Source organism: Paenibacillus sp. FSL L8-0663 (assembly GCF_038008125.1).
Lineage (GTDB): Bacteria > Bacillota > Bacilli > Paenibacillales > Paenibacillaceae > Paenibacillus > Paenibacillus polymyxa_D.
Genome location: NZ_JBBOYM010000001.1, coordinates 3,063,529 through 3,077,345 on the forward strand (window position 1 = coordinate 3,063,529; position 13,817 = coordinate 3,077,345).

General features: G+C 43.4%; 18 protein-coding genes and 1 riboswitch. Of the genes, 3 read left to right on the forward strand and 15 right to left on the reverse strand.

Features of this window, described 5'->3' with window-relative positions; translation table 11 throughout:
- Window positions 1–2: 2 nt before the first annotated feature.
- The 3 genes from mobB to MKY75_RS13070 all read right to left on the reverse strand — a co-directional run bounded on the left by mobB (window position 3) and on the right by MKY75_RS13070 (window position 2,260).
- Window positions 3–551 (reverse strand): molybdopterin-guanine dinucleotide biosynthesis protein B, encoded by a 549-nt coding sequence (gene mobB, locus MKY75_RS13060; protein WP_340885613.1) that lies wholly within the window; start codon window positions 549–551, stop codon window positions 3–5.
- The gene (locus tag MKY75_RS13065; RefSeq protein WP_029517472.1) at window positions 548–1,825 is read right to left on the reverse strand and encodes a molybdopterin molybdotransferase MoeA; all 1,278 of its coding nucleotides are present in this window, start codon (window positions 1,823–1,825) and stop codon (window positions 548–550) included. Before MKY75_RS13065 ends, mobB begins: the two co-directional genes overlap by 4 nt.
- 195 nt (window positions 1,826–2,020) lie before the next feature.
- Window positions 2,021–2,260 carry a helix-turn-helix domain-containing protein gene (locus MKY75_RS13070; protein ID WP_029517471.1) on the reverse strand — a complete coding sequence of 80 codons (240 nt, stop codon included), beginning with the start codon at window positions 2,258–2,260 and terminating at the stop codon, window positions 2,021–2,023.
- An 88-nt stretch (window positions 2,261–2,348) separates the two neighbouring features.
- Here MKY75_RS13070 and MKY75_RS13075 point away from each other — a divergent pair, with 88 nt between their 5' ends.
- The gene (locus MKY75_RS13075) at window positions 2,349–2,564 is read left to right on the forward strand and encodes a helix-turn-helix transcriptional regulator (protein ID WP_016820733.1); all 216 of its coding nucleotides are present in this window, start codon (window positions 2,349–2,351) and stop codon (window positions 2,562–2,564) included.
- Window positions 2,565–2,833: 269 nt separating this feature from the next.
- Here the strand turns inward: MKY75_RS13075 and MKY75_RS13080 are convergent, their stop codons facing one another.
- From MKY75_RS13080 to MKY75_RS13095, 4 genes are read right to left on the reverse strand one after another with little or no spacing between them, the layout of a single operon-like run.
- Window positions 2,834–3,568, reverse strand: coding sequence for a hypothetical protein (locus MKY75_RS13080; RefSeq protein WP_340885614.1), 735 nt, complete (start codon window positions 3,566–3,568; stop codon window positions 2,834–2,836).
- A 5-nt stretch (window positions 3,569–3,573) separates the two neighbouring features.
- Entirely contained in the window at window positions 3,574–3,705 is a 132-nt protein-coding gene (locus MKY75_RS13085; protein WP_256026089.1) for a hypothetical protein, read from the reverse strand.
- Complete coding sequence (locus MKY75_RS13090) at window positions 3,678–4,226, reverse strand: accessory gene regulator ArgB-like protein (RefSeq protein WP_029517469.1); 549 nt, start codon at window positions 4,224–4,226, stop codon at window positions 3,678–3,680. The genes MKY75_RS13085 and MKY75_RS13090 overlap by 28 nt, the downstream gene beginning before the upstream one ends.
- On the reverse strand, window positions 4,177–4,890 hold the full coding sequence (locus MKY75_RS13095; RefSeq protein WP_029517468.1) for a hypothetical protein: 714 nt from the start codon (window positions 4,888–4,890) through the stop codon (window positions 4,177–4,179). Before MKY75_RS13095 ends, MKY75_RS13090 begins: the two co-directional genes overlap by 50 nt.
- A 265-nt stretch (window positions 4,891–5,155) precedes the next feature.
- On the opposite strand from MKY75_RS13095, the gene MKY75_RS13100 reads away from it, so the two are divergent.
- Complete coding sequence (locus MKY75_RS13100) at window positions 5,156–5,383, forward strand: helix-turn-helix transcriptional regulator (RefSeq protein WP_029517467.1); 228 nt, start codon at window positions 5,156–5,158, stop codon at window positions 5,381–5,383.
- A gap of 139 nt (window positions 5,384–5,522) precedes the next feature.
- Here the strand turns inward: MKY75_RS13100 and MKY75_RS13105 are convergent, their stop codons facing one another.
- From MKY75_RS13105 to MKY75_RS13125, 5 genes are all read right to left on the reverse strand, one after another.
- A complete protein-coding gene (locus MKY75_RS13105) occupies window positions 5,523–6,278 on the reverse strand; it encodes a DUF4247 domain-containing protein (RefSeq protein ID WP_029517466.1) in 756 nt (251 codons plus the stop codon).
- 13 nt (window positions 6,279–6,291) lie between these two features.
- Window positions 6,292–6,798 (reverse strand): DUF4178 domain-containing protein, encoded by a 507-nt coding sequence (locus MKY75_RS13110; protein WP_029517465.1) that lies wholly within the window; start codon window positions 6,796–6,798, stop codon window positions 6,292–6,294.
- 24 nt (window positions 6,799–6,822) lie between these two features.
- Window positions 6,823–7,230: a DUF350 domain-containing protein gene (locus tag MKY75_RS13115; RefSeq protein WP_013310484.1), complete on the reverse strand. Its 408-nt coding sequence runs from the start codon at window positions 7,228–7,230 to the stop codon at window positions 6,823–6,825.
- 131 nt (window positions 7,231–7,361) lie between these two features.
- Window positions 7,362–8,030 (reverse strand): PspA/IM30 family protein, encoded by a 669-nt coding sequence (locus MKY75_RS13120; protein ID WP_010348252.1) that lies wholly within the window; start codon window positions 8,028–8,030, stop codon window positions 7,362–7,364.
- Window positions 8,031–8,118: 88 nt separating this feature from the next.
- Entirely contained in the window at window positions 8,119–9,141 is a 1,023-nt protein-coding gene (locus MKY75_RS13125; RefSeq protein WP_029517464.1) for an NADH:flavin oxidoreductase/NADH oxidase, read from the reverse strand.
- A gap of 305 nt (window positions 9,142–9,446) precedes the next feature.
- On the opposite strand from MKY75_RS13125, the gene MKY75_RS13130 reads away from it, so the two are divergent.
- Entirely contained in the window at window positions 9,447–10,253 is an 807-nt protein-coding gene (locus MKY75_RS13130) for a polysaccharide deacetylase family protein (protein WP_069011741.1), read from the forward strand.
- A gap of 193 nt (window positions 10,254–10,446) precedes the next feature.
- Here the strand turns inward: MKY75_RS13130 and MKY75_RS13135 are convergent, their stop codons facing one another.
- The 3 genes from MKY75_RS13135 to MKY75_RS13145 form a co-directional block, all read right to left on the reverse strand.
- On the reverse strand, window positions 10,447–11,115 hold the full coding sequence (locus MKY75_RS13135; RefSeq protein ID WP_029517462.1) for a 3D domain-containing protein: 669 nt from the start codon (window positions 11,113–11,115) through the stop codon (window positions 10,447–10,449).
- A 6-nt stretch (window positions 11,116–11,121) separates the two neighbouring features.
- A riboswitch (cyclic di-AMP (ydaO/yuaA leader) is annotated at window positions 11,122–11,290 on the reverse strand.
- A gap of 230 nt (window positions 11,291–11,520) precedes the next feature.
- A complete protein-coding gene (locus MKY75_RS13140; protein ID WP_029517461.1) occupies window positions 11,521–12,243 on the reverse strand; it encodes an amino acid ABC transporter ATP-binding protein in 723 nt (240 codons plus the stop codon).
- Window positions 12,230–13,693, reverse strand: coding sequence for an ABC transporter substrate-binding protein/permease (locus MKY75_RS13145; protein ID WP_322252732.1), 1,464 nt, complete (start codon window positions 13,691–13,693; stop codon window positions 12,230–12,232). The genes MKY75_RS13140 and MKY75_RS13145 overlap by 14 nt, the downstream gene beginning before the upstream one ends.
- Window positions 13,694–13,817: the final 124 nt, after the last annotated feature.

Here is a 13,817-nt window from a genome sequence, read left to right on the forward strand (position 1 = left end):
TCTCACCCCTGCTTATTCCTCATTCCTTCTATCTGCTTTTGAATCTGTTCGAGTAGCCAGCGGCCTGCGGGTCCGTTGGCCTCAGCAGGAAATATTTGTATCATTTCATCTGAGTAGTGATGTTGAGCCCAATCCATTTGACGCTCCCAAACAGCTACCCCCTGTACATTTGTCAGCTTATCGGTAAGCTGAGCATCCGATTGTTCCTTCACCATGACCAGCTTCGGATAATCCTCCTGCTTGAAGCCTTCCAGCAACACACAATCATAGGCCTGAAAATGCCGTATCAGACTGGTGACAGGCTGACTATTCTCCTCTAAAATAGCTGTTCTTCCAGCCGAAACAATAGCTACGCCTTCAGCACCCGCCTGTCGGTGCTTATACGTATCAGTACCCTCATGATCCATTTCAAATTCATGTCCATCATGCTTGATCACTGCTACGCGTAGACCTGACTTCTGCACATAACGAATTAACCCTCCGAGAAAGGTCGTTTTCCCCGTATTTTTGAATCCGACGATTTGACATACAAATGGATGTTTCGTATTCACGTTACCTGTCCACCTTGTAATACCAGTACTCGCACCTCTTCACCTTTGCGTAATCCTTCTGTTGTAGGAGGAATCACGATCAGACAGTCGCTGTCCTTAATGGTCACCATGACACTAGATTCATCTGCTCGCGCAGGAATCGCGTATACTTGTCCACCACGTATCTCCAAAGAGCTGCGTACAAAGCGTGTATAGTTGTTTACCTTCGTATAATCTGCGCCTAACTTCGCCGTCCAGGTTTGTAAATATGGATGTGCCGAAGATAACATCATTTGGATCGTCGGCCGTACAAACAGCTCACAGCCTACAAAGCACGCACCGGGGTTGCCTGAAAGCGCAAATAACAGCTTGCCGTCAATCACTGCGGCTGTGGTCACACTTCCTGGACGCATCGTAACTTTGTTGAACAGCATATTCACATCTTCCTGTCGTACCAGGTCACCCATAATATCAAAATCCCCCACTGATACTCCTCCACTCGTGACCACGATATCATAGGCAGCTATGGCTTCACGTACAGAGGTACGGGCAAGACTCAAATCATCATGAATGGCTTGTAAAATGAACGGCTCTCCTCCTGCCTCTCTGATTTGAGAAGCCAGCATATATGTATTACTGTTTCGAATTTTTCCCGGTTGTAACGGCTCATCCACTGCGAGCAATTCTGACCCTGTGGAAAAGACAGCCACCCTTGGCTTCCTGTAAACAGGCACCCGATGTACACCAAAAGTAGCCAGTACTGAGACATGCCCCGCTCCCACGCAAGTTCCCTTACTGAGCAAAAGCTGACCTTCCTTAATCTCATGACCAATTTGTGTCACATTTTTGCCAACTTCCATACGCTTCTTCAAGCCAACATATGTCTGTCCATTTTCCTCACGCAGCTGTGTCGCCTCCAGCATAACCACCGTGTCCGCTCCTTCAGGTAGTTGTGCTCCTGTCATGATGCGGGCTGCCATTCCCGTCTCCACCCGCTTGTCCGATACAGTGCCACAAGGAATTTCATCAATCACGTGTAGCCAGATTTCCTGACCGGTCGAACAGACTTCAGTGTCCGAGGCAAGTATCGCATAGCCGTCCATACCAGAACGACGAAAGCGGGGATACGGATGTGGCGCAGTCAAATCCATCGCCAGATAGCGACCATGTGCTTGCTCAAGCCCTACGTCCTCCCTTTCACCCTGTTTAACATGACTAGCTATCCTGCTTTGTGCCTCTTCCACCTGAACTGCTTTACGCTGGAATTTTTCTGCGTTTAATGATGTATGATTCATATTTTCACTCCGTTCTTCTTAAATGCCCTCTTTCTGTTATAACGCTAAAACCGTTATCTGGCAAATCCAAACGATATTTATTGAATTGCTCCAAGTCTTTATCCGCCAAAAAACAGCCTGGATATCATATCGCGGCTGTTTTTGGTAGATTTCAGTTTTTAATTTTGCGTATCATCCGGTCATTTCTCTATTTTATTAGTTTATATTAATTTTTCCGAAATAGATTGAATCTATTGAAACCTCATATAACGAGGACATTTGCTGTGCTCGAGCTATTGTTAAATCGGATGAATCTTCCTCTATATGTTTTAATTCATTCATTGACATACCAAGTATATTGCAAGCTATTAACTCACTATATCCTGAAGCGAGTCGTGCCATCTTTATTGTATAAAAGCTAGTGCAAGTTACATTTTCATTTTTATCTGCAACCATCCAATCAACTCCACAATATAATTGATAAAAAAGTAATTTACCTGTATACTCTGAACGAAACACTTTTCCCCTGTTAGGAGCAAGTAAGGTGCAAAAACTTACTCGGGGGAAATGCCTTTTGAAAGAGGAACTCAAATCTCATGGACGCACTCAATCATGGCTCGCCCGACGAACTGGATATTCGCGGCAACAAATATCCAACTGGATCGCGGGACGTGACAAAATGTCATTCGAGGCGGCAGTCCTCATTTCTAGGATATTGGAGTGTAAAGCTGAGGACTTATATGAGTGGGAACTTGCCTGACAAACAGGCATTTCCTTCGGGGCATTTGTACATGCCGGCATTTACAATATATATCCCGCTTTCACCCTCCTTTTCTTATATGTAGATTGTTTTCACCTTTATTTAAAAGATTGTTATTTTTTTCATAATCAATTTTATCACATGGAAAATGATTAAAAACGGGAAATATGTCGAATTAAATCGAACCCGTCCGGCTTATCCTAGTCTAACTGATTATTGACTTATTCATTTAAATCTGGTAACAAAAATGACCCCTGAATTTTCATGGGTCATTTCCACAGTTTTTTAAGCGCTTTAAGTTTATTATGAGACATCGAGCAAGTGAAGTCAGATCCTTCGAATCGTACCAGCCCTCCAAATGCGTTAGACTCAATTTCACAAACCAAGTCGAGATTTATCAGGGTATCTTTATAAGCTGGATATAGATACGGAAAAGCTTCCCTGCAAGCCTGTGCGGTTAGCCCGATTGTATAAGAACGATCTCCAGAGTTGAAACGCGGGACATAATAATTTTTTTTAGGTTCCCACATATCCACACTATGCATATTCATTACCTTAAAAAAACCGCTCACTGCTGCCTTACCCACTACCTTAATTTCCGATCCGAAAATATAACGAAATTCTCTATCGGCATTCATTGCATCTGCATATATTTGTTTCCACCGAGATAAATTTGCTGAATTTATACTTTCCTTAATATCATGATTTTTAAAAACAACCTGCCCCCCTCCATAATCTCCCGTAATGATCTTGTCCACTTGTGTGATGTTAACCAAATTAGATCCGTCCAAATTGCAAAAAGTGGGTAAGCCTACGGAACATTCATGGAGGGTGGTGGGAACTGTAAATCTTCCATGAGAAGTATGAAAAAGCGGAATGTGATAATTGCTTTTAGGCTTCCACAATTCAATCGCAACTAGGTAATTCTCACAAAAAAAAGAGCAATCTCCAAGTGAATTGTCATCAAGCAATGGAGTGGCTAGGATTCGCTTTCCCTCTTCCATTAAATTCAGTTCTTTTCTGTTTTCTTCAGCTCAGCTGGTACAGGTTTAGCGCCAAAAATTGTTTTTTCTTTTTTCGTAGACTCGTTAGCGTATTTACCAAGGCTTATACTTAAAGCTCTCGCCAATTTCTTATCCATTTTCGCTCACCTCCTTTCCATAAAGGAAGAATACTGAATGCTTGTATAATTAAAGCTAAACATATTATGTGAGATTGTATAAAAAAATTTAATATGCAAACTAAAATACATATCGTTTTATAATATTTGTGATGTTTGGTCTTATTAATATAGATAAAATGATTGGGAGCATATAGTACAAACACTAATAATGAACAAGCGTTAATTATCAAAATCGTTGCTAAACTTAAAGAGACAAAAGGTATAGTTACACATATGGCCGTTGTAAAGAAGACACAAAGTGTAAGGTTGCTGAAGTGTACCCCTCCTGAAAATCTCCTTACAAACATGATCGTAGCCAGAGCTAGTAATGCCCCCCAAAAATGTCCTGTTATCCATCCTATAACTGCGACCATGAGCACTGCTGAAATTTCGGTAATTTTTATACCAATCGCATACTCCATCACTTCAACACTTGTGGGTCCATCAGGATCAGCTTTCTTTATTTCTGATGCGATGTGCCTCGATAGCGTTTCTAGCATCCTCGTAATCTCCTTTCTCTGATAAGAAGTACGATATTCCAAAAGTTAGTAATGAGATGGAAAGTAATCCTATCGTATTGGAGTTATAGAGCATATACAAAGTAACAAAAATAGTGACAAATGATATTAGGGACCCTATAATGAACATTTTATTTAGAGATGCTAGGTAATTTTCACCTTTCAAAAAATCATGTGGGGGTTGAATGATAAATGAGAATCCAAAGTTATATTTACCCATCACAAAAGAAATAAAGTACGCAGTAAGGATGGAAGACAACTGTATAACGTATATAGAAGAGCCAGCTGTATCACTTATAACACCTGGCTGTGCTACTCCGAAAAAGTTTGCAAATATATATACAAATAGCTGTAGGTTAATGTAAGCTGTAAGACCGGAACCAGCAGAAAAAGCCGCAAGATATGTTTTGATCCCTAAACCAAATCTTAAAAAGAGAACCATTAACAAATACTGAAGCGGAAAATCTAATTTAGGCATGCCTATTACTTCTCTCATGAGAAAGGAAAACAAAGTTATGCCAATTGCATAGAGAAGTATTTTTCTTCGATTTTCCCACACGGGGAGCATATAAATCTTCAAGACCAAAGTAACTGCCGCTAAAGCATCGAAAAAACCAAGTAAAATATATAAAAAAGCAGATAACACAGTTACACCATCCTCCTATTTCGCCTGATGTAATTGTATATTTTACTAATAGATGTGGCAATGAAATAATCTAGTAAATTGGATTTTTTTGTATAAATATGAGGTGAATTTTCTTCCCCTGGCTTTCTTCTTCAAACTCGACACCCATTTATACTAACAAAAAAAGTCACCCCAAGTGAGCGACGTTGCTTTTGCTAATGTATTATGTTGGTTTTTTTTCGATATCAAGGTTATAATCTACTTAATTTGGGGTGGAGGGATTATAGTGGCTTTAAGTGACAATTTTAAAAAATTACGTATAAAATATCATTTGACTCAACAAGAACTTGCTGAGATCGCTGGGGTTACCAATAAAGCAATTTCAGCTTGGGAGAGCGGACTTTCTGAACCACGGATGGGTGCTATAGAAAAGATAGCTCGTCATTTCCATATCAAAAAAAGCAACATTATTGAAGACGATGGTATTGAACACATAAGCTCTGATCAAGTGTAGGTCAAAATAGACGGCAATAAAATCGAAGCAAAGGAGCACCGTTCAATTCACTTTAGGTTATATCAAACTACAAAAAAGGAACTGTGCAACAGCTCCACAGTTCCGCAAACAACTTTAGAAGAAAATAAAATTTTACCCATTATCGTCGACTTCGTCGGCTGATTTTACCTGAACCGCTACGTGTTTTGGGCTTACTATAAGATTTACGCGGCGAATCAAATATGCTGGAACCGCCGCTGTCGCTCCGGTCACGTGAAATCGAGCCTCTGCTCGGTGAACTGCTGGACCCTCTGTCGAACAAACTTCCGCTTGATCCAACGCTAGAATCCGAGTTCTTCCCTCTACGGGTAACCGAACCTTTCCGCTCCACCGTAATCGGCGGAATCGCCTTTTTCTCCTGCACTGTAGGAGCACGATATTGGCCCTGAGAAGGTCGGTATACATCTCTGCTGGAGTAGCCCCGATAGGAGCCTGAACCACGTAAGGAATCAAACAGAGCATCCAGCACAGTTGCGGTTAAGTATCCTTTTAAAAAGCTTGAACTGTAATTTTGTTCTACATACTTTTTACTGTCAATTTCAATGAGTGTATCTTCCTTCTTAGCTGGATCTTGCTGCAAATGGTACCACTCATCGCTATATACCAGAAACATCCGCTCATTGCTCTGCGGTGACATTTGTTCCGGTGTACGCTGTTCTTTCAATTCCTCCGCTACTTCCGGGACTGTCTTGCCAGCTGCCCGGTATACATACGAGGTTGAATTTCCGCTGCCACTAACCGATTCCAGCGGATACGTATCCTTTACACTTGGCGCGCCGCAACCGCTTAACACGGATACGAACAAGCTCAGCGCCACAAAGACCTTTAATGCATACTGCCAGGTGCGTTTGCTCATGTGTAACCCTCTCCTAGCTTGCCCGAATAACCTTGACGTCTCCGGTAATCACTTCTTCTCCTTCATAAAGCATAAAGCGACCGTCCTGCCACTCTACCCGCAACAAATGGTAATTATCAGACTGGTACTGCCAAACATGCTGCTCTCCACCCTGTCGGAAAGGAGCACGGCCCATGACGGTAACTTGCCCAGAATATTGCTCCTCCAAATGATACGTTGTATCATCCAGCTCTAAAATGGTCGGCACTTCCTCAGGGTTGTCAAGTCTGCCGTCGATGGCCTGATATAGTCCGAATTGCAGTGTTTCCCGTTCCTCTATATGAAGATAACTGATTTGATTACCATCCTGAAGTGTCAAAACAACGGCATTCCGGGCACGATTATGTACACGACCTACCACTTCATAGGTGACAAGCGAAACTTCACAGATATCACCTGGATTTAAGTGAAGCATGCTTTTCTCTGCTTTTGGCGGCTCCGGCTTAGCAAATAGATTTGAAATTCGTTTCCAAACACCCATGGTTATATTCCTGCCTTTCTTAGCCTAGAAGCATGCTGTAATGATCAAGGCGCCAACCAGATGCAGCGCTCCTGAAAACAGGCCGAAACCAATTTTACCTTCCTGTGTACCTTTATCCAGATCAAACTGGGCCCAGTACCGCAACAGCAGACGTACAATAACTTCCAAAACAAGCAGGATGACAAAAGCGATCACAGAATACACAAGCGCTTCGAGCAAATTATTAGCTGTAGCGATAGAGCCTGACAAAATATAGCCTTGTGCAACCAGCTTCATAATCATTCGTACCGTTACGGCCATATTTCCAGCTTTCACTTCGGCAAAATCCTTATACTTCGTGAATAAAGAGTCGACATACATTAATGCGAAGATCAAAATAGCTCCCGCACCAGTCCATACAAGCATTGCTTTCATCGTTTCTAAAAAATGCATTTCATACCATCCTCCACATCTTCTTGACCTTCATATAATGTTTTACGCCTGCGGGCAGGGAAAAGCGAAGGAGAAAACGTTTCTCCTTCGCTTCCTGAGCAATCAAACTTGGCGGCACTGCTTAAATGTTCTTATTTATTTTCGTATTGCTTCAACAAAGCGGCAAGCTCATCGTCCACGGCGCTTTTCTTATCCAGCTCTTTGAACTCCTCATCCAACGATTTTTCCTTAGAAGACATTTCGTTGCTCGCTTCGGCACGTGCTTCTGCTTGCAGCATTTTTTCCTCCATACGCTTCAATCCGGCAGTTGCCGTATCAGAGCTAAAACCGTTCATAGCTTTGTTAATTTCAGTTTGCGCTTTAGCTGCGTTATAACGGGCAACCAGTGTCTCGCGCTTGTTTTTCATTTCTGTCAGCTGTCTGCGCATTTCATCCAGCTTGCCACGCAGGTTATCGGCCGCAGCTTTGTTCTGTTCGTAACCAGCTTTGAACTCGTTCATTTTTTGTTCAGCAGATTTCTTTTCTTCCAGCGCGCGACGGGCCAGATCTACATTTTGTGCTTTTGCAGCGGTATGTGCCTGTTCTTCGCGTTTCTTTACCAAAGCAGCCTGTTCTTCGTATTGCTGTTTGAATCTCTTTTCAATAGCAATTTGAGCGGCTACCGCTTTCTCTGCATCTTCCAGGTCCTCTTGCATATCACGAATGTATTGGTCCGTCATTTTAACTGGATCTTCTGCCTTGTCAATAATGGCGTTAATGTTGGACATCGTAAGATCTCTTAATCGTTTGAAAATAGACATGTGAAGTTCCTCCTAGAGTTGAATGCTTAAATTTTAAGCTCTGTACACATGTTTACGCAAGCTTTGCAAAGAGGGTTTCAAAAATTATCTAAAAGCCGCGCAAGTAAGGCTCTGGGATGTCGGCCTGTACTTTTAGCTCCCGCGATGCATGCAACGCCCAATAGGGATCACGCAGCATGGCGCGGCCTATTGCTACCAGATCAGCTTCTTTTTGCTGAACAACCCGACGGGCGTCTTCATAATCATCCAGTAATCCAACAGCAATTACAGGTACATTCAGCTTTTCACGGACGGTATGAGCTAAATCCACCTGATAGCCAGCACGCGCAGACGGCCCTCCGCCAGAACCAATTGGACCCTCGCCACCAGAAGAGATATGGAAAATGTCCACACCTGCATCACGATATCGTTCCCCTACACCTGTTATGTATTCCACATTATATCCATCTTCGACGTATTCTTTGGCAGATATCCGCATAAGCACAGGCATATCAGCAGGAAGAACCTCTTTAACAGCATGTATGACCTCAACACCGAACAGTGACAGATCCTGGCCATATTCATCTTCTCTCGTATTTGTTAAAGGCGAATGAAATTGATGGATCAGATAGCCGTGAGCGCCATGTATCTCAACCGTATCAAAACCGGCTTCCACCGCGCGGCGCGCGCCTTCTTTGTATGCCTGAACCAGTTCCCTGACTTCTGCTGTCTTTAAGGCGTGCGGCTTTTTAAGGCGTTCGCTAAAAGGAATCGAAGAAGGACCCACAGGTTGCTCAGCATCTTCGGCCTTGCGTCCAGCGTGGCCTAGTTGAATGCCAATTTTGGCACCATACTTGTGAACTTCCTCTACAATCTTACGATATGCAGGAATATGTTCGTCACTCCAAATACCTAAATCACGATCCGTAATACGTCCATCAGGATGAACCGCTGTCATTTCCACAATAATAAGACCAGCACCTCCTACTGCTCGGCTCACATAATGGACATGATGCCAATCCGTCGGATTTCCATCCTCGGCCTCCACACTAAATTGGCACATCGGGGGCATAACAATCCGATTTTTTAAAGAAAGCCCCTTTAATTGATAAGGAGTAAACAAGTCGGTCACTTTTATCCTTCCTTCCTTCAATTCCATGTCTGTATAATTATGAATTGCAACCCCATTATACACCAGCTGTCACGGGATACCGAATCCGTTGTAAGGCTAAAACTTGCGAAAATGCTCTTGTTTTCGGTCATGTTTAAGAGAATATGTACGTTTAGCTCCATCATCTTCATTGATAATCATTTCATCGCGAACTTCTTTCCAGACGTTTATGAGCCTAACTTGGTAACCAGCATATTTTTAATAGGACAGGTACATAATAGTCGAGAGCACCACTAGGTACCACTGCACGAAAAGGGGGGATACATATGCCGTACAGGGGAGTGTTGCCATGCTTGGCACTGTTACTAGCATTTTCAAGTTTACCCGTTCACGCGGATGCGCCTCCCAAGATCGGAACGCCCCATCCCAAGGAAGCAGCTGTTGCTTCTTCTGTACATCTGAGTACAGATCGAGCTACTCCTACATTAGCAATGTTGCGTAAAAAACATGCGGACATTTTTAAAATGTGCGGCCCACACACCCGCCAAATTGCCTTAACCTTTGATGATGTGCCCGATTCTAGGTATACGCCGCAGGTTTTGGACGTATTACACGCCAACGGTATCAAAGCCACCTTTTTCATCGTCGGTCACCGTGCGGAAAAGCATCCGGGGATTATACGTCGTATTATCCGTGAAGGCCATGCTATAGGAAATCATTCCTATACTCATCCGGATTTTAGGAAGGCTACACCAGAACGCTTTCGCAACCAGATTACAAAAACAGAACGTATTTTACAAGCCAGCGCAGGTTTTCGCCCCAAGTTGATTCGTCCACCCTACGGTGAAATTACAGAGCCTCAAATAAAGTGGGCACGTCGTCATGGCTACATGATTGTCAACTGGAATGTAGACTCTCTCGACTGGAAGGGACTAAGTAAAACACAAATTCAGCGAAATGTGATTCCAGCTACAGGGCCTGGCTCTATTATTTTAATGCACGCTGGTGGAGGTCAAAGTTCCAACTTGCAAGGCACTATCCAAGCTTTGCCGGGTCTAATTCACTCTCTAAAAGCTAAGGGCTACAAATTTGTGACAGTCCCCCGGCTACTCCACACATCGGAACGAAAATAACAGTATGTTTATAATTGAGGTCCAAGCTAAAGCAACGTAAAAAGGCTGTCTTACCAGCAGAAGTATTCTGCTCGTCAAGACAGCCTTTTTACGGATAGGACCTGATAAGAGTCCGACCTAGATATATACGGATATAGGCGTTATGTTTACATAATATATATTATGTTTAATTAAACTGTATATACGTACAATGCTATTTATCAATAACGTACAGCTTCACATTTTGAAATCCAAAGTCGTTCACAAATGATTTGTTGCCTGGAATAAAGATATCAATCCGCTTTCCTGTAATGGCGCTGCCCTGATCGCGAGCGACAGCTACAAAAGAATGATCCGGCAAACCTGGATGGGAGTAGCCTGTAACCAGTACTTTCGTGCCCATCGGAATGACGTTAGGATCTACCGCAATTGTACCTAGTTTAAGCGGATTGCCGTAGTAGTCCACTGCGCCCCATTTACCATTCTCATCGGCTGCGGCAGAATACGCTGAAGCCTTAACGTCAACTATTTTGCTATAGTTGAATGTTTTACCCCAAGCTTCAATCGTTGGCGCCTCATTCGCTGCTGCTTTCTCCGTAAGAAGCTGCGGCTTCGATTCCGAAGCTGCCTTTACACTTTTTTCGCCAGGCACCTTAATTTGCAGACCTGCATATATATTGCTGGAGGCAATGTTTGGGTTAGCCTTTGTTAGCTCGTCTACCGATACTCCATAACGCTGAGCAAGCAAAAAGAAGGTATCGCCCTCTTTGGCAGTGTGAAGCGAGGCAGCATCCGCTATTCCAGCTGTCTGTGCCAACCCTGCAATAGCTGCGGCAAGCACCGCAATTTTCATCGTTTTACCAATATGTTTTAAATGTTTCAAAGATATGTACCTCCTCTTTTATGCCTGCGAAGTTAGCTGTCGGATTCGGACTCAGGAGAAGCCCTATGCTCGTGCAATTCACCCCTAGGCATATTCCTCATCGTCTTATGACGTATCGGAATGGCTGCCGTTGTTACGTCCCCCGCACTTCCCATAGTTTGGGCCAGCATTTCAGCGCTTGTCTAACCGCATGCTGTCCCGGTAAGTTTTGGCTTACTGCATAATATCACAATTTTGTAACCTTATCCGCATGAAAATGTTGGGAACCCTGAACATCATACTACACTCGTTACAATTTTGTCATCAAGAAATTTATATTTGTTACGAAAGTATGGGGAAATGGTGACAAAAAAAGAAAAGCCCTCCGTCAACGGAGAGCTCTTTTATGATTAGATCAGTACTTTCTTACAATACTTTGGCAAGAAAATCACGAGTGCGATCATGGCTTGGAGTGCCAAATACCTGGTCTGGTGCACCCTGCTCCACAATTTGACCGTTATCCATAAAGATAATTCGATCGCCTACCTCGCGGGCAAAGCCCATTTCATGCGTTACAATTACCATTGTCATACCGCCTTCGGCGAGCTTCTTCATTACATCCAGAACCTCTCCAACCATTTCAGGGTCCAATGCAGAAGTCGGCTCATCGAACAGCATTACGTGCGGCTGCATGGCCAAAGCACGCGCAATCGCAATACGTTGCTTCTGACCACCGGATAGCTGGTTCGGATAGGTATTCTTCTTATCCTCGAGCCCCACGGTACGCAGGAGTTCTAATGCAATTTTTTCCGCTTCCTTACCTGACTGTTTTCTAACCTGCGTCGGTGCAAGCGTCAGGTTCTGCAACACTGTTTTGTGTGGGAACAGATTAAAATGCTGGAACACCATCCCCATTTTTTCCCGGGTTACATTAATATTATGACCACGAGCTGTAATCGGCTCGCCCTCAAATAAAATCTCCCCATCCGTCGGCTGTTCTAACAGATTCATACAACGCAAAAACGTACTCTTCCCCGAACCGCTGGGACCGATGATAACGACAACTTCTCCTTTGGCGATATCTATATCAATGCCTTTTAAAATCTCATTCTTGCCGAACGATTTACGCAATTGTTTAACGGTGATCACTGGCTCTCAACTTCCTTTCCCATAAACCAAGCAGCTTAGACAAGCTGAATGTCATTACAAAATAAATAGCGGCTGTGATTATGAACGGACTTAATCCTTCATAGGTAATATTCTTAATGACCTGGGCTTGATACATAATATCCACCATACCAATAGTCGAAATAATGGAGGATTCTTTAATAATTGTAATAAACTCATTACCGATAGCAGGTAAAATAGATTTAAACGCTTGCGGCAAAATGACGTGACGCATAGCTTTGCCTCGTCCCATACCCAATGAGCGTGCAGCCTCCATCTGTCCACGGTCTACTGCCTGGATACCTGCACGGAAAATTTCAGCCAGATATGCCGAGCTATTCAGAGACAATGTGATTATACCGGACTGGAGTGGAGTAAAATTGACACCCAGCGTCAAAGCAATCCCGTAGTGAATGATCATGAGCTGCACCAGCATAGGTGTGCCACGCAGGATCTCCACATATGTGGTACCTAACCACTCAATGATGCGTATACCACTCATCCGCAGCAAGGATACGATCAGACCAATGATAAATCCAAACAGTACTCCGAGTGCAGACAGCAACAGAGTGTAACCAATACCCGTAGCGTAAAGACTGCGGTATTTCCAAAAAATATCTACGATGTTATTAGAAGAAACCTGTCGATCTGCCGAGAGTGCACTCGCTTCTGTAGAAAACTTTTCAATCGACCCGTCCGCTTTCAGGCGAGCCAACGTTTTATTTACAGAGGCAAGCAATTCTGCGTTCCCCTTACGTATACCTACAGCAGTTTCTGCTCCGGCATCCTCAGGTACCGCTTTGGCAAGTGTTACGGTCCCATCTAACGTGTAGCCTTTAGCAACCGTATCTTCGATCACAACAGCGTTGATACGCTGGGTCCGCAGCTGGAGTACCAGATCGGATATTTTGTCCAGTGAGGTTACAGAGGCATTGGGTACTTTTTGAGCAATTTCTTCCTGAATACTCCCCTTTTGCGCGCCAATCTTCTCGCCTTTCAAAGCAGCCATCGTAGGATATTTGTCTTTATCCTCTGGGCGTACCATAATGACTTGCTTGGAGCGATAATATACATCTGAAAAATCAATGCTTTTTCTACGCTCATCCGTCGGTGTCATACCGGACAGTACCAAGTCTACGCGACCACTTTGCAGAGCAGGTAGCAAAGAGTCAAAACTCATGTCCTCAGGGACCATCTCCGCACCCAAATCTTTGGCGATTTCCTTCGCGATTTCCACATCGAATCCAACAATAGTATCCTTACCGTTAATAACTTTATGAAACTCATACGGCGGAAAGTCGGCACTCATGCCCACTACAAGTTTTTTCTGTGGCTTTGCTTCCGTTCCGTATGCATTGAGCATGGGAAGACCCGTCAACAGCAAGATAACCGCCGTCAAAACCAGGGCGGTAAAACGATATGCCTTTTTCAATCTTTTTTTCTCTCCTTAAATTCTTTATAATAAATAAGATTGTGTCATTATAAATGAATATGCATGATTATGCAATGAATGTTATAGTACAATTTCAGCATACCTAGCGCAGTACCTACATTAC